At 54.1% G+C, this 20,229-nt stretch carries 18 protein-coding genes; 9 read left to right on the forward strand and 9 right to left on the reverse strand.

Annotated features, from left to right (window positions below; genetic code table 11):
- Positions 1-348, reverse strand: a 348-nt coding sequence (locus VE954_RS08635; protein ID WP_324951708.1) for a sigma 54-interacting transcriptional regulator, incomplete at its 3' end; no start/stop codon positions are given.
- Between the two features lie 266 nt (positions 349-614).
- Between VE954_RS08635 and VE954_RS08640 the strand changes: the two genes are divergently transcribed.
- Genes VE954_RS08640 through VE954_RS08650 form a run of 3 tightly spaced genes read left to right on the forward strand, consistent with a single transcriptional unit; the run spans position 615 to position 3,666 of the window.
- Entirely contained in the window at positions 615-2,327 is a 1,713-nt protein-coding gene (locus VE954_RS08640; protein ID WP_324951710.1) for a caspase family protein, read from the forward strand.
- Positions 2,321-3,127, forward strand: a complete 807-nt coding sequence (locus tag VE954_RS08645) for a hypothetical protein (protein ID WP_324951713.1) — start codon at positions 2,321-2,323, stop codon at positions 3,125-3,127. The genes VE954_RS08640 and VE954_RS08645 overlap by 7 nt, the downstream gene beginning before the upstream one ends.
- A complete protein-coding gene (locus VE954_RS08650) occupies positions 3,124-3,666 on the forward strand; it encodes a sigma-70 family RNA polymerase sigma factor (protein ID WP_324951715.1) in 543 nt (180 codons plus the stop codon). The genes VE954_RS08645 and VE954_RS08650 overlap by 4 nt, the downstream gene beginning before the upstream one ends.
- A gap of 20 nt (positions 3,667-3,686) precedes the next feature.
- Here the strand turns inward: VE954_RS08650 and VE954_RS08655 are convergent, their stop codons facing one another.
- Together VE954_RS08655 and VE954_RS08660 are read right to left on the reverse strand one after the other, a co-directional pair.
- Entirely contained in the window at positions 3,687-4,217 is a 531-nt protein-coding gene (locus VE954_RS08655) for a hypothetical protein (protein WP_324951717.1), read from the reverse strand.
- A gap of 189 nt (positions 4,218-4,406) precedes the next feature.
- Entirely contained in the window at positions 4,407-5,318 is a 912-nt protein-coding gene (locus VE954_RS08660) for an alpha/beta hydrolase family esterase (protein ID WP_324951766.1), read from the reverse strand.
- Positions 5,319-5,559: 241 nt separating this feature from the next.
- Between VE954_RS08660 and VE954_RS08665 the strand changes: the two genes are divergently transcribed.
- Together VE954_RS08665 and VE954_RS08670 are read left to right on the forward strand one after the other, a co-directional pair.
- Positions 5,560-6,480 carry an aldo/keto reductase gene (locus tag VE954_RS08665; protein WP_324951719.1) on the forward strand — a complete coding sequence of 307 codons (921 nt, stop codon included), beginning with the start codon at positions 5,560-5,562 and terminating at the stop codon, positions 6,478-6,480.
- The gene (locus VE954_RS08670) at positions 6,480-7,067 is read left to right on the forward strand and encodes a DUF6064 family protein (protein ID WP_324951721.1); all 588 of its coding nucleotides are present in this window, start codon (positions 6,480-6,482) and stop codon (positions 7,065-7,067) included. Before VE954_RS08665 ends, VE954_RS08670 begins: the two co-directional genes overlap by 1 nt.
- 4 nt (positions 7,068-7,071) lie before the next feature.
- On the opposite strand, the gene VE954_RS08675 is transcribed toward VE954_RS08670, so the two are convergent.
- Positions 7,072-7,689, reverse strand: a complete 618-nt coding sequence (locus tag VE954_RS08675; RefSeq protein WP_324951723.1) for a 50S ribosomal protein L11 methyltransferase — start codon at positions 7,687-7,689, stop codon at positions 7,072-7,074.
- 82 nt (positions 7,690-7,771) lie between these two features.
- Positions 7,772-8,515, reverse strand: a complete 744-nt coding sequence (locus VE954_RS08680) for a transporter substrate-binding domain-containing protein (RefSeq protein ID WP_324951725.1) — start codon at positions 8,513-8,515, stop codon at positions 7,772-7,774.
- Between the two features lie 220 nt (positions 8,516-8,735).
- Between VE954_RS08680 and VE954_RS08685 the strand changes: the two genes are divergently transcribed.
- Positions 8,736-10,058 (forward strand): aspartate kinase, encoded by a 1,323-nt coding sequence (locus VE954_RS08685; RefSeq protein ID WP_324951727.1) that lies wholly within the window; start codon positions 8,736-8,738, stop codon positions 10,056-10,058.
- Between the two features lie 4 nt (positions 10,059-10,062).
- Here the strand turns inward: VE954_RS08685 and VE954_RS08690 are convergent, their stop codons facing one another.
- Positions 10,063-10,614, reverse strand: coding sequence for a YaeQ family protein (locus VE954_RS08690; RefSeq protein WP_324951729.1), 552 nt, complete (start codon positions 10,612-10,614; stop codon positions 10,063-10,065).
- A gap of 89 nt (positions 10,615-10,703) precedes the next feature.
- Between VE954_RS08690 and VE954_RS08695 the strand changes: the two genes are divergently transcribed.
- Complete coding sequence (locus VE954_RS08695; RefSeq protein ID WP_324951730.1) at positions 10,704-11,069, forward strand: hypothetical protein; 366 nt, start codon at positions 10,704-10,706, stop codon at positions 11,067-11,069.
- A gap of 9 nt (positions 11,070-11,078) precedes the next feature.
- On the opposite strand, the gene VE954_RS08700 is transcribed toward VE954_RS08695, so the two are convergent.
- Positions 11,079-14,582 carry a hypothetical protein gene (locus VE954_RS08700; protein WP_324951731.1) on the reverse strand — a complete coding sequence of 1,168 codons (3,504 nt, stop codon included), beginning with the start codon at positions 14,580-14,582 and terminating at the stop codon, positions 11,079-11,081.
- A 228-nt stretch (positions 14,583-14,810) separates the two neighbouring features.
- Here VE954_RS08700 and VE954_RS08705 point away from each other — a divergent pair, with 228 nt between their 5' ends.
- Positions 14,811-17,651, forward strand: a complete 2,841-nt coding sequence (locus VE954_RS08705) for a 7TM diverse intracellular signaling domain-containing protein (RefSeq protein WP_324951733.1) — start codon at positions 14,811-14,813, stop codon at positions 17,649-17,651.
- Between the two features lie 69 nt (positions 17,652-17,720).
- On the opposite strand, the gene VE954_RS08710 is transcribed toward VE954_RS08705, so the two are convergent.
- Together VE954_RS08710 and VE954_RS08715 are read right to left on the reverse strand one after the other, a co-directional pair.
- Entirely contained in the window at positions 17,721-18,764 is a 1,044-nt protein-coding gene (locus VE954_RS08710) for an S-adenosylmethionine:tRNA ribosyltransferase-isomerase (RefSeq protein ID WP_324951735.1), read from the reverse strand.
- A complete protein-coding gene (locus tag VE954_RS08715; RefSeq protein WP_324951737.1) occupies positions 18,761-19,441 on the reverse strand; it encodes an SDR family oxidoreductase in 681 nt (226 codons plus the stop codon). The genes VE954_RS08710 and VE954_RS08715 overlap by 4 nt, the downstream gene beginning before the upstream one ends.
- Before the next feature lie 129 nt (positions 19,442-19,570).
- Between VE954_RS08715 and VE954_RS08720 the strand changes: the two genes are divergently transcribed.
- Positions 19,571-20,134: a helix-turn-helix domain-containing protein gene (locus VE954_RS08720; protein WP_324951739.1), complete on the forward strand. Its 564-nt coding sequence runs from the start codon at positions 19,571-19,573 to the stop codon at positions 20,132-20,134.
- Positions 20,135-20,229 lie beyond the last annotated feature (95 nt).

A 20,229-nucleotide genomic window follows, 5' to 3' on the forward strand; every position in this document is an offset into this window, starting at 1 on the left:
GGTGAAGGCGCCTTTTTTATGACCAAACAGTGTGGCTGAAGCCAAATCCTTTTTGAGATTGGCGCAGTTGATAATCACCAGGGGGCCCGGCTGCTGGGCGTGAATCTGAGCATGAATATACTTGACGATCTGCTCCTTGCCCGTGCCTGTTTCACCCTCGATGGAGATAGGCAGATCCGCTTCCTGAATGGCCATGGCGATCTGTTTGCGAAGCTGGGGATTCAGCACGATGCCTTCCGGAAATTTATTCAGAAAACTCGACATGGCCTCTTGATGGTTCCTGACTAAAGACACGTTGCCTTTGAAAATGGGCACGTGTCGACTTTGTAGAGTATTAAGATTCTTCATGAGTCATCCCTTCCCTGGATCCTGGCGTACTGGCGAACACTCTCTGAGCGCTTCCTTAGCCTTGACGGTGACGCTGACAAACTATTGAGAAAAAAGTAGGGGCGTCTTAAAACGACCTTTATGACATGCTTGTGCTGTGGCCCAGAAATCGCTTGAATGGTCGCCATGCTTGGGCTGTGGTCCAGAAAGTGCTTGAATGATCGCCAGGCTTGGGTCATATCACCTGAGCCGCACGCGTACCGTCCGCTTAAGCATGGGCACCCACAATGATTGTCCTGTTGCGATTCCTTCTCATCCTCCTGGTCCTGGAACTCTGGTCGCAACAGACCTGGGCACAAGGCCTCAAAGTCCTTACGACCGAGGAACGTGAGCTCGTGAAAGAGCTGAATCGGCCGCGTCGCATTATTTTGGCTATTGGCATCAATTCATTCGAGGATCCCTTTTGGAATTCCCTCCAGTTTGCCGATGCGGATGCCGGTCATGTTTTTCGGTTCCTGCGAAACGAGGCCAATTTACCGTTTGATGCGGGTGAACTGATCACCACCAGCAATACCAAAGATGGTCGCGTGAGCCGCGAGCATATTTTAAAGGCATTCGAACGACTGAAGAAGCTCAACGTCAGGGAAGACGATACCGTCGTTGTCTATCTATCGACCCATGGCACCATTTATTTACGCAAGAATAAGCGCCTGGATGCGCCCTCTTCTTATGTGCCTTACTTCGTGGCATCCGATACGTCCCATCTGGATATTCAGAACACAGCAATCAGCCGGGATGAGTTGATCGAGATTTTTCAGTCTCTGCGATCGGAGCGTAAGGCGTTGATCATCGCCAGCTGCCATTCCGGAGGTGGTAAGGCGCAACTGACCCCAGAGATCCAGGAAGCCATCAAACGTCTCAAAGGCCAGGCGGACCCGCTGCTCGCCCCTGCGGCTGGGCGAGGATTTTCCATCCTCTCCGCATCCAGCTGGAGCGAGCCCGCCGCTGAAGATAAAAAACTTCAGCAGGATATCTATACCCACTTCCTGGTGGAATCGATGCGCAAAAACATGGGTCGAGCCTTGACCTTGACCCAGGCCCATGATGATGCGACTCGCCATACGATAGCCTATACGAACAAACTGCAGCATCCCACGATGCAAATGGATCAATCCGGAGGCGATCCCATCGTTCTCAGTGGCGAAGTTGCATCCCAAGGACTCGCCTTCCTCTATTCCTATGTCAACACCTTGAAAAACTATGAGCTGCGCGTGGGTGGGCAAAGTAAAGGCATCCTCGGTGATTCCTATTTAGCAATGCCTGAAGGTAAGCATCGCCTCGAAATCATCGATCCTGAAACCGACAGCGTTGTTGTGAGTCGGGTCATACGGCTCACAGCCGGCAAGGAGTATAGCGTCTCGGATCTGATTCAGAAAAGCAAAAGTCGCCACGTCATGCTTGGCTTGGGACAGGGACGCTTCTTCAATCAGGCCTTGCGCGCGACCCTAACACCGAACGCCACACCCTTCAGCTCCCTCCATGTTCGCCTTGATGAAGCGTTCGGTATCTGGGATCTTGTCCTGAGCGGCGGCTATAATCCAGGGCAGCAGGAGACGATTCGGATGGGCCAGCAGCCTTTTTCTCAGCGGCGTTCCACGGCCCAACTGATTTTGGGCCTGGGCAGCAGGGAACCCAATCCGTTCTTCCGAATGAATGAGAGCGTGAAGAGCGAATGGGGATTCTACGGCGGGCCAGCCCTTGTGTGGCTCAAGCGTCGGATCGAAGGCGATAACCGCATTGCCATCACGGACGCCGACACGGACATCACGCTACCGGGCTTGGGCCTCGGCACCAGTCTAAACTTCCAGCACATCGAATCGGGCCTGGAATTTGGTCTCGCGGCTCAATATGATATCTACTGGAACCAGAATCAGATCGAGACTATGGGCCGTCTTGCCTCTCAAGCCCACATGTCTGCTTTTTTAGGAGTCGGATGGTGAATGATCCGCCGGACAAAAAATTCAAGGAAGGGGTTATCCCACTTTCCAAGGACGATATCGAGACTTTGGCCAGGACCATGGAGCGCCTGACCGATGAGGATCTGAAGGCTGACGTCGATCGGGACCTTTTGCAACATTTCGGTGCCAAAGCGTCCGCACGAAGTTTGGCCCGCGATCCCACCGCTCTGGATGATCGCGCGCTTTGGTCGCGTATCGAGCAAGCCGCCTCACAGCCCATGCCTGCCTCAGTCACTACGATTAAGCCCAAAGCTCGAAGGTGGGCAGCGCCGGCTCTCGTTTTAGCGGCTGCCGCTGCTGTGCTGCTCGCCGTGCGTCCTTGGGAAACGTCATCGGATCCAACGGGATCCAATCTCAAGGGTGTGGAAGTGAGGACCAAGGGCTGCGCATTGGCCGCAAGGGCGGATGCCATGATTCTGGATCCGGAACTCAAGGATGTCGCGATTCCCGCGTCCACTCCCATACTCTTGCTGGCCCGGTGTCAGGGGAGCGGCATTCTTCATCTGCAGCTGCTGGCTGGATCGGATCATGTTTCCTTTCCCAATATTCGGGTGGAAGCGTCTTCAGAATGGCAGGAACTGCGGGATCAAAATCAGGCCCCCCTTGGGGTGATGACCCCCGTGTCGGGCCAGCTGCAGATTACCTATGGTCTGAGCGCCGAGCCCCTTTCATCGGAACAATTTGGACAGCTGGAGGGTGAATCGAGCTCGCTCAAGAACGAGCCGTGGCTTTGGACCCACGTGGTGCAGTGGCCGATCCGTGAGAAAGGGGCCCAGCCGTGAATACGTCCATGAGGTTTGAAGATATTTACTACAGCAATATCCAAATCGTTCGAAAAATCATTTCCGGTTATCGCATTTCCAATGGTCAGGCGGATGATATCGCTCAGCAGACCTTTTTACAGGCCTTCGAAAAGCTTTCAACCGTACGCGACACCCAATCCATCAAAGGCTGGATTTCGACCATCACGCGCAACAACTGTATGAATATGTTTCGATCGAAGGAGTTTACCCGACTTGATCCGCTGGATGGCGATCATAATGATGATCGGGATCACTATGAATTGGGATTCTGGTTCGATCCGGAATCGGGCGAAGCGGATCTTGAGCTCGAACAGAATTTGGTTCTCCTGCGCCGTCTTTTGGAGACCTATAAAAAAGTGCCGCGCGGGGTGATCGCTCGGCTCTACTACATGGAAGGTCAGACGACACGCGAAATCGCGGAGCAGATGAAAATGTCTCAAAACACCGTCTTGAGTCATCTGCTCCTCTTTCGCCGCGAGATGAAAGCGGCTTTGGTTCTGATGCAGCAGGAGCATTGACAAGGCGTCCCTAATGCCGTTCAGGGCGTGTAGCGATCGAGCAGAAAGCTCTTGTCCTGGGGGCTATCCAGCAGCAGGTAGCCATCGAAGGAAGAGAAGGTGTAATCACCGGCCGCAACTTCCGAATTGCCGCAGATGAAATCTTCGCCATTGACCTTGGCTACGGCCGAATTTTCCCCGCCTTCAGCAACCTGGAAATGATTGCCTTCATAAATCGCCTTGCGCTCCGTAACAGCTTCCAAGGTTTGCGTGACGCCTTCCACCGAGACGACGCAACGCAGCACATGGGCAAAGGAATCCTTGGTGAAGCGGAACAAAAGAGTGTGCTCAAACCGCACTGTTTTCCCAGTCAGGCCTGTGTAGTGACCTTTGAGGGACGTACCCGTCTGGGCGTGAGTCCATTCGCCCACGAGGTCCTGCTGCGACATCGGCGTCTCACCAGCGGGCACGGTGGGATCGGCTTTTTTGGAGCTGCTGCGGTCACCACAACCTGTGAGCAGTGCCGACGTCATTGGGGTCAGAAGAGTGATCAGGAGCAGGCTTTTTTTCATGGGTCGTCATCCGTTTAAGGTGAGGCCCCATCCAGTCAGGGCAACTCACATGGACACCCGGAGAGCAAGATGTTTGCCATTCAAAAAACCCGGAAAAACAAGGCTTTCGCCTGCTCAGAAAAATCCGCTGGTCCCACCACTGGGACTGGGAGTCCAGGAAGCGGGACATAAGGTCCCTTTCCATGGCACTTAACGAGGTTCAAAAAAGTCGAGAACCTTGGGCATAACATCAGGGGTGAACATGGGGATGTGACTCCCACCTTCAATGCTCCAGAGTTCGGTGCGGACACCATCACGGCATCCGGAATATCGGATCGCCCTTGTCTCCGGTTTACGACCCAGGCGCAGAATCTTGAAGGGTTCACTGGTTTCGGCCCCTGGCTTACAACCATTCACCTCGGCCCAGCGGGCGATGGTCTGTTCAGCCGAGGGATAGGTCGCGCCACCTTTGGAGAAGTGCCCACCCCGATACGAGACGATCCGATCTTTGGTCCCATGGATGGCCAGGACCGATACGGGCCGTTCCGGTTTGCAAGAGGCGGGATCCGAACGCAGACTGCCGGCCAGCCCCGCGACGGCCGTTACGAGAGGACTCGCATCGCAGGCCATTCGATAGGCCATGAATGCGCCATTGGAGTGACCAAAGATATAGACCCGTTTGGGATCAATAGCATAGCGAGCGGTGATCTGCTGAATCAGTCCACGCAGGTAATCGACATCATCAATCGTCGTCGATTCAAAGTTGCAGCAGGATTCGCTCGCGTTCCAAAAGCGTCGCCGGGAACCAGACACCGTTCCGTTCGGAGCGGCGAACACAAAGCCGCGCTTTAAGGCAGCTGCGGAAAGACCTAGATAATCATCCTGTTGGGCCGCACTGGAACCGTAACCATGCAGAAGCACGAGAAGCGGATACGTCTGACCTGACTTCGGGTGGAAACCTTCCGGTGTCTTGACGTCGACCGGGCGACTTCCACCAATGGGGATATTGGGGTCTGTCAGGCCCGCGGCAGTCGGATGATCGGCGTTCGTTGGATCCTGTGGCGACGGGGCTGTGGTGCACGCCGTATGGAGGAGAAGGCTGAAGATCAAGGCTGGAAACATTTTCACGGGTCACTCCTTTCACATCACACATCCTCATGTGACTACACCCCTTTTGGAAAGCCAAGTCAAGAGCGATCACGGTCGACGTGCGAATTCCGAATGCGCCTGTGTATTCTGAAGGGCCAGGATTACCCGGATCGGTGTTCACACGGTGCTTCATCTCCTGTTATGTTTCATTGGCTTTCCCAAGGAATAATCGGTAATTAAAGAAGTGGCACGTGAATCCTTACGGAGACGTCTCATGCAGCGAAGAGAATTTCTGGAATTCATCGCTCTGTCCGCAGCTTCTGCTGTGCTTGCCTCGCGCCCCTATCATGCTGTGATTGCGCAGGAGCAGCCCATCACGAAAAAAATCCCATCCACCGGGGCTGCGCTCCCGGTCATAGGCATGGGAACCTGGATCACATTCAATGTAGGAACCAGTGAAAAACTTCGATCGTCTCGAACCGACATCACGCGGGAATTTTTCCATCGAGGCGGCGGGCTCATCGATTCCTCGCCCATGTATGGATCTTCGGAAGCTGTTGTAGGACACGCCCTGTCGAACCTGAATTTCCCCAAGACACTTTTTTCAGCCACCAAAGTTTGGACTTCATCCGAAAAAGAAGGCCGGGAGCAGATTCAGGAGTCCAGGAAACTTTGGAAGGTGAATGTGTTTGATCTTCTTCAGGTGCATAACCTGGAGGGCTGGGAAGGCCATCTCAGAACCCTGTTCAAAATGAAGGAAAAAGGTGAACTGCGTTACGTTGGGGTGACGACATCCCATGGACGCCGGCATGACGAAGTGGAAAAGATCATGCGCCAACAGCCGCTGGACTTTATTCAGATCACCTACAACATGAGGGACCGCGCGGTGGAAGGCAGACTGTTGGGGTTGGCTCAGGACCGTGGGATCGCGGTCATTGCCAATCGCCCGCTGGACGGTGGCGACCTCACCCGCCGTTTGGAAGGAAAACCGCTGCCCTCCTGGGCGCGTGATGTGGATTGTCAAAATTGGGCGCAGTTTCTTTTGAAATGGGTTGTGTCTCATCCGGCAATCACCTGCGCTATACCTGCGACGAGTAAAATCGAGCATATGCGGGAAAACATGGGCGCATCCCGAGGGCGAATGCCCGATGCGGCCGTGCGCGAGAAAATGATCAAACACCTGGCGAGTCTCTGATGGAAGAGTGGAGCACCTATCGCATCCGGGATTTTCTTCTGTTCTCGGAGGAGATCCTGCTGGAAGTGGTGGACGCTTATAATCATGATCTGTGGCCGTGGCAAATTCTCTGGCTTGGGCTGGCTGTTCTTATTTTGGTTTTGATCTTATTTCCTAATCGATTGCGCTTGCGCCTTGTGTTCGGCCTGCTGGCCGCCGCTTGGGCTTGGGTTGGTTTTGTTTTCCACCTTCAGTATTTTTTACCGATCAACTGGGCGGCTCGTTACAGTGCTGGAATTTTTCTTGCTGAGTCTTTGCTTTTTGCTCTCAGTGGCACTTTCCTGGACAAGTTGCAACCGGACGCTTCAGGTCCCAGGCGCAACCTGGGCCTTATTATTTTCGCACTCTCGGCCTTCGTTCCCATGGAATTTGTATTCGGACAGAATATCAGCCATATCATGGTTTTTGGATGGGGCCCTGATCGTACGGCCTTGGGAACGATTGGATTGCTTCTTACGTTTCGCCAGGGATGGTGGACCATGATTCTCATGCTTCCAGCAGTCATCTGGTGTGTTCTTGCACTTCTGATGTATTACGGGTTGAGCTGAGGTTTCACGGGACGCGCTGCAGATGCATGAGAACCCAGCCGCTGGCTTCCGATTCGCTTCGAATATTCAGCCCGCACTCCTGATACAGCACACGAAGGCGCGGGGCCTGCAGGCGGGTAAAGCCGCTGAGCAGAAGCTGGCCACCAGGACTCAAGGCTCGCACCAAAGCAGGAGCCAGTTCACGCAAGGGTTCTTCCAGAATGTTGGCCACCACCAGATCGAATCGTGCGCCCCAGTGATCGGGCGCTACAGCCGCGAATTCTATGTTCGACCCCTGCGCATCCAAAGCCGCATTCTCTTGAGCCGCATGCAGGGCCGCTGGGTCAATATCAGTCGCGGCTATGAATTCCACGTGACGCGCCCGCGCGATACGGCTCAAGACACCAGTGCCCGTACCGACATCAAGGAAGGATCGGATGGATTGAGTACGGCAAAGAAAATCCACAGCGCCTGCACACAGACGCGTGGTGGGATGCGAACCGTCACCGAAAGCTGAGCTTGGAATCTGGGCCAAGCCAATTTTTGGCCCCGGACTGCTGGGCTTCCATGCACCGAATGGGTAGAGAAATGTGAGAGGGCTCAGCGGGACCAGGACCGATTCGGGGTCGAGAGATGGCGTCATCGGGGGGGTTCCTTTCGGTTCCAATCCGGCTTAATGTCAACCAAATAGGGCATCAGGTCAACGGCAAACCCTCCAGCATAGGCTAAAGAGTGGAGTGAACCCCATCATACTGCCTGGCCAGGACCTTCAACACCCCTTCCTTATCAAGTTCAGAGTACGCTTTATTGAAGGCATCGAGCAGGTCTTTTGCACCTGCAAATTTCCTGTTCACAATGAAATACCCTGCAATCGTGAGATGGATATCATCGGGAACCACCTTAAATTCGAGGTCCAGTTCGCTCAGCATTCGTTCAGGGTAAAACAGAAAATCGATGCGTTGTTTTTTAAGCATCTTGATGCAAGTCTCAGGGGTACTGCTGTAATAAATGGAACCAGGCAAATTCAAGGCTTGAACGATGACACTTCCTTTGGTGTCGCACGTCGTTTTCCCATGAAGCCTGGCCCGTTTGACTTCAACCAACGCAGACGCTTTATGCACGACCGTGACCGAACGGAACTGATGGATTGGCAATCGGGAGTAAAGGAAATCAGCCTCTCTTTCCGGGGTTTTGATCCATGGATAGGACGCGAAATATTCCGGGTTGACAAGCATGCGCAAGGATCTGTTACCGGTAAAAATTTTGAAATCGGCCTTGTAACCCATCCGTTCAATCGTAAGTTGCACCACCTTGTCCGTATAGTCATAGAGACTCTGGAACTTAGGAATGGAGCTTTTATAATCGTGGCGAATGATCGGGAGGACTTTGGGTTGTGATAAAGCTTTGTCCTGAAAGGGGCCAAGAAGAGAAATGGCAATTATTAGGAACATAAAATTTCGATAGTGCATGGGCGGCTCTTTGCATACATTTGGAGATAATTGTATGTTAGAGAAAAAACCAGGGCCACAAGATTTCGCCCCGACGGCCATGTGCTCATCTCAGGGAATTCCGCCCCAATCGCGCTGTTTAACCTTGCTAATCCCAAGGCCTTCAATAAAATCCCCTGCTACACATCCTGGACAAGTCCCAGGCTGGCTGGCGGAAGTTTAAAAAACGAAGGTGAAATCTATGTCTCGCATAGTATGTAAGTTTGGCGGAACGAGCCTGGCCGATGCCAATCAATTTAGGAAAGTGCGCGCGATCGTGGAATCCGATAAGCGGCGCAGCATAATCGTGCCCTCGGCTCCCGGCAAACGTGTGCCTTCTGACGCCAAACTTACGGATCTCCTGTATCTGTGCCAGCAAAGCGCCTCCATGGGCAGCGACTTTACCCAGGTGTTCACACGGGTGAGTGAACGCTTTCTGGAAATCGAGCGGGAACTCGGTGTGAAGGCCGACATGGCCAAACACCTGGAGCAACTCCGCGAGGACATCATCCGTGGCGTCAGCAAGGATCATGTCGCGTCCCGCGGTGAATATCTGAATGGCCTGCTGATGGCGGCTTATTTGGGAGCTGAGTTCGTCGATCCGAAGGATTGCATCATGCTCACACCCAACGGTGGGGTTCATCCCGATACCTATCGCATGCTGGGCGAACGCCTGGCTCGCACCGACCGCCGTTATGTGGTTCCTGGTTTTTATGGAAGCGATGGGCATGGCCAGATCAAAACATTCTCACGAGGCGGTTCGGATATTTCCGGAGCGATCGTCGCCCGAGCGGCGCAGGCCGAACTTTACGAGAACTGGACCGATGTCTCCGGTCTGCTGATGGCGGATCCGCGCATCATACCGCATGCCAAGCCGATGGAAGAGGCTACTTATGCGGAAATTCGTGAGCTCTCGTATATGGGCGCGACGGTGCTTCATGATGAAGCCATTTCACCGGTTCGCGAAGTGGGCATTCCGATCGCCATTAAAAATACCAATGCCCCCGATCATCCCGGCACACGCATTGTCAATAAGCTCAGCGAAGAGATCATAAAATCCACTGAGATTGCAGGCATTGCCGGCAAGAAAAACTTCGTGATGATCAACATCGAAAAGAACCTGATGAACAAAGAGGTTGGCTTTGCCTTCCGTTTGTTCGGCGTTCTCGAACGTCACGGCGTGAGCTTCGAACACTGTCCGTCGGCAATCGACAGCATGAGTGTGATCGTTGAAGCGTCGCAGCTTGAAGGCAAGGCTGATATCGTTCTCGATGAAATCAGAAACACCCTGCGTCCGGACCGGCTCGAACTCGAACCTCAGATCGCCTTGATTGCGGTGGTCGGCGAGGACATGGCAGAGACCATCGGGATTGCCGCTAAAGTCTTTGTCGCGTTACGGGATGCCAATGTCAATGTTCGCCTGATCAATCAAGGCGCCAGTGAGCTGAATATCATCGTCGGTGTTATGCCCGAAGATTATGAAAAGGCTCTGCGGGCGCTGTATGCGGTCTTCGTTCCAAGCTGATGAACTAGTCGGGCTGAAAATCCTTCAGAATTTTGAGCTCGATCGTCAGGGTATCCTGGTCATTGGTGAGCATGACCTGCTGATCGTCGACCATGCAGGTGAACTTCATGGAGCGATCGACCAAACGGTCAATCACCGATTCATTCGAGCAAGCGAGATGCACCACGCGCAGGTGTTTGAAGCGGTCGAGCGAATCCTTGAGACCTTCAAACCAGGTGTGAGCCGATCCGCGCTGATAGGTGTAGATCGACACCCGATCGGACTTGCCACAGGACTGACGGATGCGCTTGTCCTGAGGCTGGCCGAGTTCAATCCAATGCTCAATGTCGCCCGTCAGGCTTTTCTGCCACATATCCGGCTCGTCCATTTCACTCAGGCCCTTGGTGAACTGCAGGTTCTCATGGGCATTGAGAGCAAATACGGCCATGCGCAGGATCATGCGCTGGTTGGTTTCAGACGGATGTTTGGCAAGGGTCAGGACATGGTCTTCATAATAGCCTCGATGGCTGTCAGCAATGGTGAGATCCACCTTGAAAATCGTCGATTTTATCGCCATCGGCTTTCCGTTCCTGTTAACATGAACCAGGGCCGAGCTTATCCGTTATGGATGAAAACTTCAAACCCGTAAGGCAGGGAGTCTGTGGCATGGATGAGTTGGAATTTATACCCGAGCGGATTCTGCAGCTGTCACTGTCTCAGGATGAGCTGGTTTTACCCTTCGACGCCGCTGTGGAAGCGATTGATCTTGTGGAGAAGGAAGGCTTCCTCCTCCTCTGTTGGGAAGGCTGGCTGCGTTATGCCGATGGAGCCGTCGGACATTCCTTGAGTCACCAGGGCACGCGCGAGATTCGGCGACGCACCGATGAACCCTGGCCGGATTATTCCAAACGGGCCAAGGATTCGTTTCTCCAATCGGCTGCCGAAAGCCTGCAGAAATTCACAGCAAAGCCTGAGAATCCCGGGGCTCAGCTCTATTTCTGCCTCGTCTTTTCAAAAGACACCGAAGGGTGACGGCTGGATTTAGAAATTCCCAGAGCGGGTATCGATCATCAACATACCTTGCCGAAGGTTAATCCAAAGGCGATCATAAGCATCCAGCTCAAAGCCCCCATAGGAAATAAAGCCCGACGTGCCGGGAATATCGTAGAGCTGGGAACGGGTGAAGAGGTATCGCCAGTGCGAGCCATCCCCAATGAATATCTCAAAGCCGATCCCCATGATGAATTCGCCGCGGCTGGTACGTTTGATATCGCCGACCGACAGCCTCATGGCTTGCGGTGGCAGCTTCCATTCATGAAGCCGCCTGGCGTTCAAATCCAAAATCCACATCGCCTTCGGCTCACCCAAATCACGATCGTAACTCGATATCAAAAAAGTCGAGTCATCCACTTTCCGAATGCGATCAAAGTCACGAACGCCCATGGAATGCCAACTCACAAATTCCTGCATGCGGTGGTCGGCGCCCATTCTGAGCAGGCCGAGATCGGTGGCAACCCAAATTGCGTCAGCCATGCGATAGATTCCCGCCACACTCCCACCGTATTCAGGCTCCAGGGTTTGACGCTTGAACTGGCCTTCGGCAATCACACCTGTTTCGGGTCGATTGCCATTATAGACCCATATGTCCCCTCCGGCTGCCATGGCACCGCCGAAGAAATATTCCTCCCCGAAGCTGGCCAGCATCTTCCATGAACCTGCCAGCGTGGGCGTGAAGATGCCGCTGGGCGCCAGGATATACGGCTGAAAGATGTCCGTTTCCACGGCACCCGATTCATCGACTTTTGGACTCGGGACGATCAAATTCCAACCCTGCGCCTCCAGCGTGAGCAGACCTGTGTCGGAATCAAGTTGATAGAGACCAAGGTTGGGAATATAAACCTGTGGCCTTAGGAGATCCTTGATCCAGATGTTACTGATCTGATTGGCAAAGGCCTGACCCGGTGGTGGAATGAAGAGCCACGGACCGAGTGTGATGCGATACGGCTGAGTCTTGTATTCCTGCCCGCGTGCGAGGAACCAGATACGATCGCCCTCACGGAAAACAGAAGGTGGTCTTCCGGTATCGGCGCTCAATCCCAGCATGGGAAAATTCCAATGCAAGGCTTTGCCTCCTTCCAGGTAAATATAGGCATCAGTACCCTTCCATAGGATATCGCCTGATTCTGTTTCAAAGGGTGAAAGGGGTTCCGCTCCGTAATGAGCCAGAGCAGGCTCCCGCGTCCAGGCGCGTGTCGATTCGTCCCATTTCCATGTGCCGAAAAAAATGTGACCGCTTCGAGTGAAAAGCAAGGCATCGTGCTGCACTTTGGACGATGGCCAGGAAACTGGATTCGGCAAATCCTCCCAGACGTGGCCATCCCAGCGACGCAAACGCAAAGTTTGAAATGCCTCCCCCTGCACCAGCCAAAGCTTATCATCGCGATCATAGCCCATGGTACGTAGAGCCTGATCCTGCGGCAACTCAAGCTTTGACCAAAGACCTGCCTGTTCCTGCCAGACGGCCGATCCGCAGGCAACGGCAAAATTCCCTTGGAAATTTTCGCTGATGTGAAGGCTGTTGCTGCTGAGACACACGGCAATCTCTGCATGATCAGGTAAAGGCAAAGCTACCAGCCGATCGCCTCGTTCGATGATCAGCTCTGGCCCCGTGCCTCGGCACCAGAAGCCTGTTCGCTTTCCCGGTTGCGCCTGCTGACACTGGGGATCTTTCAGGTCCGCAGGCCAGGCGAGCTCCTTCCATCCATCGGCCGTCCATCGAGCTATCACAGTCAGCAGAGAAGGACTGCCCGCAACTTCATAAGTTTCCAGGACGACCAGCTGACCGTCCCTGTCCAGCCAAATATGGGTCGCGGCGTCTTGCTTTTGTCCTGACCTGATGGGTGGCATCCTTTGCCAGGAACCCGGCCTCTTCAGGTCGGTAACACCAAACTTTGTCTCGTCCCACTGCAGGACTCCCTTGGTGGTGCTGAGGGAGAAAATCTGTCCTGCCCTGTTCTTGAATAGGGCAACGCCGGACTCAAAATTCTCGTCGCCGGTTTTTAACTCCCTGGGCTGCCATTTCCTGGGCTTGATGCCGATGGCCACACTTTGTTCCTCGATGTGGTTGCGCCCTGAATCATAGCGCACATGGATCCGGACATGGCCTCCATCGGAAGTCAAACTTGACCAGATGGGCAGAATATTGATCTTAAGTTCCTCGGAGCAGTTTTTAAACGTCTCGAGAGATTGACCTCGGCAAGCGCCCTCGTTACAGGTGAACACGCGGCCGGGACGTATGGTTTGGTTGGCATAAACAAATTCCGCTTTGCATTGCAGACGTCCTTCGAGCTTGTCATCAAGCACACGCGGCTGTTCATTCAGGATTCGGCTGATGTGCAGACTCAGCTCGGATACAGGCTTATCCATGACCGCCAGTTCCTCACCCCAGCGCGGGTTATCCCAGCTGACCTGCAGACGGGGACGGCTGCTGCTGACCAGAACGGTCTGACAAAGCCTGGGTGAACTCACTTGACCCGAAGGCATGCGAACTTCACTAAAATAATCGAAAATCCCGACTTCATCGGCAAGCACCTGGGCGGTCGGTTGAAAATTCTCGGGATCGAGGCACTGAAGACGAGGCTGACAGTCCACCGCACCACTTTCATCCGTGGCACGGTCCCATTCACGTTTTTCCTTGCACACGCGAAGCTGGCCCTCGGTTCGGCTGCTCTTCAACGGAATGATGGACCCTTGCTCGAATATGCCAACGCCGTGATGCAGGGGATAATCTTCAAGACCGGTGACATGAACGGGGCCATGGAGAATGGTGAGACGGCAACGTTCATGTTCAACCGGAAGAACCGGCGCCTGATCCCAGGCACTCTGCGCCAGGAGAAAACGGAATCGAAGATCATAGACCCCTTCTGGTAAATCGCCGGTCGCAAGAAAGCCTGGGTTTTCGTCTGGGGTTTCACCGTAGGGTTTCTTATAAAGTTCATAGCGTTTTTTATTCGAGAGGTCCTCGGCTATCAGTTGGAATTGTGCAGCATCAAGCGATCCCGTGCTGTTCCAGAGCAAGGGGAACGCGAGCTTTTCGTCGCTGAAGAAGCCTTGAGTCGGGCACTGCAGGAAAGCCTGGATGCTGGAATTCTTCACCATGCGCACCTGCTGGAAGCGAGGCTTCTGCAGGATTCCCGCGTAACTCCAGCCTGCATGCGCATGATAGACCTGCAGCGTCCCTTGATCGCTTGGGAGTCGCAGACATCCGCCAGGAGTTACATTTAAATCCTGAGTTTGACCATCTGTCAGCATCATGCGACTGCTCAGGCTTCGCACCTGGTCGCGGGTCAAAGGTTGCCCCTCAGGGTTCAGGAGCTGTATGACGATTTCTTCCTCGGAAACCTGGCCAGGGGCAAGCCCGCATTGCTGGGCTGAACCCAGGAAATTCTGCCTGAAGGGGGCCCTGCATGAGGCAAGGTATGAAGCAAACAGGACCATCGCAAGGAACTGAAGGACAAGATTCATGCGGCCAGGCGATGTGTTCATTCTGATCCTCAATTCATTCCAACCCAAATCTGTCATCCTGATACAAAATAAAACGGTCCGGGGCACCAACAGACTGCAGACCCAGCGAAGAATGTTGGGATTTCTCGTTGGAAAAATGGATTTTTTGACACGCTAACCAGCCCGTAGGGTTGCCCTCGCGGCTGCTCGTCAGGAAACTTAGTGATATGATGTCGTAACTATTCCACCTGTCTCATGGAAGGGCTGCTTATGCTGCTTCTCATGTATCGTATGGGCTTCTTTTTGCTCTTGTTTTGGGCCTACGTGCCTCTTCAGGCCCAGGTTTCTGCCGTTCAGGGAGAAATCGATCTTAAGGATTGGAAGGGTCAACCGCTCCGCCTTAAGGGCAGCTGGAGCTTTTACCCTAACGAGCTGCTCAGTCCGGATTCGTATCTGCAGAAGCTCGACTCAGGCGATGCGGCTGCAACATGGATCCCGGTGGGTGAGTCCTTTCAAGAGAGCGGACGGGGCGCCATGACCAACATTGGATTCGGCACCTATGTTCTTCACCTGAAAAATATTCCTGATATAAAATCCCTCGCCTTCAGTGACATCTCAGCCTATTCAGCGTCTCGTGCCTTTCTCTTCAACCGCCAGCAGGGTCGCACGGAACCCGCACTGACGGCTGGGCAGGTCTCTCAAAGCCAGGATGCAGCCTCGCCGGCAATCGCCACCATTGAAGTCGCTAACATATCCGATGCGATGCGACCCGAAGCGTTCCTCCTCATTCAAGTCAGCAACTTCCATCACGAATGGGGAGGCCTCTGGATTCCTCCGCAATTAGGGCCAAGGCAGGATCTGCTCGCCGAGTACGCGAGTGAACTCAAACGCAACTATCTGGTTATCGGCGCTCTCCTCATGACGGCCCTCTACAATTTCAGCCTCTACTCGAGACGGCGTGAAGACAAGGGCTCTCTGATGCTCGGTTTCCTGTCCCTCGTTCTTATCCTGCGCAGCATAGGTTACATGGGACAGGTCGAACCCATCTTGAACACTATGCAGACCAACTTTAATATCACCTTTAAGTTCATTTATATCTCGATGATCCTGAGCCCTCTTCTTATCCTGCACTTTGAGCTCGACTATTTCCCACGCCAGACACCCCGTCGATTGATTTGGTGGCTGACTTTTATGTGCACGCCCCTGATGCTCTTTTTCGCCTTCACGGATCCCCTGACCTTTACGAAGCTGGGAATCGTCGGTCAGTATCTGGGCATCACGCTGGGCGCTTTATGCATGTTCACCCTGGGCCGAGCCCTGATCGCTGGCGAGCCGGGAGCGGTCATCTCAAACCTCGGTACATTCGCGGTATTCGTAGGCGCCGTTCTGGATATGATCTCAGCGGCCGGTGCCTATCAATTCCCGGCAAACTGCATTGGCTATGGACTGGTGATCTTTACCCTGGCCCAAAGCCAGATCATTGGCGTCCGCTTTGCCGATGCCTTTCGCAAGGCCCATCACCTGGGAAAATCCCTCCAGCTTGAAGTCGATCGCCAAACGCGTGAAATCAAATCCATCATGCAGAGTATTGAACTCGGCATTTTTACAGTCGTCGATGAGAACCTTCATATCGGGGACCAATTTTCGACGCAACTGAAGACGATGACCCAGCAGGACCACATCCAGGGCCGTTCCATCGACACGATTCTCTTCGAAAATGCCAGGATCACCGCTGACACCCGTGACCAGGCCCGATCCGCCTTGAGTTCCAGCCTGAACAGTGACCTGTTGAATTTCGAGATGAACAGTCATTGTTTACCGCAGCAGATGACTGTTCAAAGGGGCGACGCGGCAGCCCCGCAGGTCTGGGAAATGGACTGGACCCCCATCGTCAACAGTGAAAATATCGTGGAAAAAGTTCTGGTGTGCGTCCGGGATATCACGGATATTTTGAGATTGAAGGAAAAAGCCCGCGATCAGGAATCCCACCTCGCGATGATCAATGAACTGATTATGGTTGCAGAAGACCGATTCAGCCGCTTTTTGAGCGCGAGCCAGAATCTTATTCGCGAAAATCAAAGTCTGCTTGACGCTCATCCTTTAGAACCGCAGCCGGCCGTGCTCCGCAAGCTCTTTATGAATATGCATACGCTCAAAGGCATGGCTCGAACCTATCAATTCATGGCTTTATCAGCAGCGGCTCATCAGGCCGAGCAATGTTTCGCTCACTTGCAAAAAAATTCCGGCAGCTGGCCGATGGCTCAAATGAAAGATGACCTCAGGCAGGTGGCCCAAACTTTGGAAGCGTATGAACACATAGGCAGAACCCAACTCGGATGGAACCTGGGTCAGCGGATCCTGCGAATCCATAAATCCAGATTGGAAGGCATGCTCCAGGACCTGCAGTCGATACCTCTCAAGATCCTGGATCCTGCCTTGCAGGTCCGGATCGCATCCGTGGAAAACAGACTGGGCAGTGAATGCTACCGCCCCGTTCGTGACATTATCCAGGAAGCCTGCAAAGGGGCCGATTCCCTCGCCCGAAGTCTAAACAAGCAGCCACCCACCGTCGAGATCGAGGCCGGCGAGATCTACTTCCGCGATCCCGGAGCGGACCTCGTTCACAGTGTGCTCACCCATTTGATGCGCAATATGCTGGATCATGGCCTGGAAACACCGATGGAAAGACAGACCCTAGGGAAAAATCCTAAGGGCAGCATCGCAATCCGTGTGAACTGCGAAAGCCATAACGTCCTCCTCACCATCCATGACGATGGCCGTGGTTTGGATCTGGATCGCATTGAAACCCTCGGCCGGGAGCGAGGTTCAATTCCCCAAGGCGCGTCATGGACCGATGAAGACGTGGCTGAACTCATCTTTCAGGCCAACTTTTCCACAGCGCGGGAAGTCACGGAAATATCCGGACGAGGCGTGGGAATGGATGCCGTTCGCACCTTTCTTCAGGAGAAAAAAGGTCACATTGTTCTGCAATTTACGGCCGCTCGTGACAAAGGTTTCCGCTCCTTTGCCTTTGTGATCAGCATCCCGAATGAACTGTGCTGGTTTCCCCACGAAGAGTGGCACCCGAAGGCCATCTCCACCGTCGCCTAACCCTTTATCCATGACAATCAGGGTGAGATCAGACTGCGGACAGCGTCTGGTATCTCACCTTGGAAGGCCTCACCTGGAATGTGCAGCCTCTTCGGAAAAAACCAGGCATAGGTCCCCATACTCATGACTTCGATACAGGTTGCGTTCAGCTTCCGCGAAACCATCGGACAAAATTTCTTCGGGCAAAAAAGCCGTCAAAAGTTGCCGATGGCTCGTCCCCAGTTCATGCATCCCGGTGATTAATCCCAGAGCGATGTGCGGCCGAGCCGAAGGCCCGAGGCGCATGGGGGTCATGCCGCTTCCGGCTCGTAAAGCACCCTCCACCCATGCGGATTCCAAAGCTCGGAGGGCACTGGTGCCCAGGGCTATGATGCGGCCGCCTTCGGCCAGGGTGGTCTCAATTTGTCTGACCGTTGCCCACGGTACTTCAAAATATTCTGGCAACGGCAGGAGCTGATCCAGGGCCGCGGAACCCGTACTGGAAAGGCCGGCGGCGTGCAGCACGGGGGCAAATTTTATACCACGCGCTTTCAGGCGCAGGACGAGATCCCAGTTGAATGGGAACGCCGCACTCGGTGCCTCCGTGGAAAGTGGTGGTCCCGCGAAAAGAGTTTGCTGATCCCAAAGATCAAGCGGTTGCTGCAGATACGAATACTGGATGGGCCGCCCGTGCCGGTAGAGACTCTGTTCCAGGTGAAGACTTTGAAAGCGCACATGCAGAAGACGCGCCTGCTCCACCGCCTGAACAGTAGCGGTCAGGTCGTCCCCAAAGATGATGGTATCTCCACTTTGCAGACTGGGCGGCGGACCGCGTTCCTCTGTCGGCATACGCCAGTCACCGGACCCAAATGAAAAGGCCAACCAGTCCTGCAAACCTTCCGAAGGATGACCTTGAAAAGATGCGAGACGTATTTCAAGAGCTTCGCCGCTTCGCTGCACGTGACCCCGGAAGCTTGAAGGCAGCGTGGCCGATCGATTGACGATCAGCAGATCGCGAGGCTGAAGAATCGAGGGTAAATCCTCGACAAGGCGATGCTGCGGACCATGGCCTAGCCCCAGTATCATAAGTTTGGTTTTGCCGAGGAATCGTTGCGGGAGTTGTGCGGGTATCATACGGAGGTCCTCACTTGACGGAATTCGTTCGTGTCGATGAGCTGCATGATGCGACGCGCGACATCATGCGGATCTCGGAGCTGGGCCGGGTCAGCATCGGGGATCGCAGCAAAATGCATAGGGGTTCGCATATCGCCCGGATCGATCGCATAAAAACGCAAACCTTGCGATTCCAGTTCCGCCTGAAAAATTCGGGTGAGATGATCGAGGGCCGCCTTGGACACGGCATAAGCTCCCCAACGCGGGTAAGCCTGGACAGCCGCATCACTGGAAATATTCACAACCACTCCCGATTCCCGCAGAAGCATGGCCGGTAAAAGGGCTTTGGTGAAGCGAAACGGCCCCAGAAGATTGGTTTGCAGCACCGCCTCAAAATCCTCGCATTCCGTATCCATGAGCAACCGCAGCGGTGTCGGACCCAGTTGACTGGCAACGTTGAACAGCCGATCCACATCACCGAGTCGAGCGTGAATTTCACCGGCTGCGGGATAAATGTCCTCTTTTTTGCTGATATCAAACGGCAGGCCGATCATCCCGGGATAGCGCTGTATCATGGCCTCGATGAGTTCGGCATTGCGGGCCAGGATGGCAACACGCGCGCCGGCTTCATAATGCTGGATGGCCAGAGCCTGACCCAAACCTGATGTTCCACCTGTAATGACGATAGTCTTGTTCATAAACTTTTCCTTTTCTATGGCGCGAACGGCGCCTTCCCTCGCTTTATCGTCTGCCTTGGGCAGTATGTCGACGATTTAGCTAATATATTGGCCAGGAGCCAGGTTATGATCGGGCCTGGAGGTGGGAGTATGGATGAGCTTGATAAAATTCCTTTGTATCTATCGAGAAATATCAGCGAACTGCGGACTAAAAAAAACTGGAGCCAGCAGCAGCTCGCCCAGGTGGCCGGCATTCCGCGTTCGACATTGACGCATATTGAGTCAGGCGATGGCAATCCCTCGCTCGTCAACCTCATGCGGGTTGCGGCGGCCCTTGGTGTGGGAGTCGAGGAACTGCTCACACGGCCAAGGTCGCAGACCTTACTCATTCCAGCCGAAAAGGTTCCCGTGCAGATCCGTAGCGGTGGCCTTGTGCGCATACACAAACTGCTGCCGGACAAGTTTCGTGGAATCGCCATCGAGCGCATGGAATTTGAACCCGAATCCGCGATGGGCGGGCAGCCGCATCTGAGCGGCACCAAGGAATATATGACGGTCCTTCAGGGTGAAGTGGTCGTGCAGGTCGCCGGGCAAAGTCATGTGGTGAGCAAAGGTGATGTGCTGGCGTTCCCAGGGAACCAACCGCACGGTTATCGGAATCTACGTAAGAGTCTGGCCGTCGCCATCAGCATGGTTATACCCGTTCCGGTTTAACCGACCCCAGACTACAGCAAACGGACGCGGACCGCGGGCAAAAAAATCGTGATGGACGGGGCGCCTTGTTGTAGACTTGGCGTTCTCTGTCCCTC

This window comes from Oligoflexus sp., from assembly GCF_035638955.1.
Taxonomy (GTDB): Bacteria; Bdellovibrionota_B; Oligoflexia; order Oligoflexales; family Oligoflexaceae; genus Oligoflexus.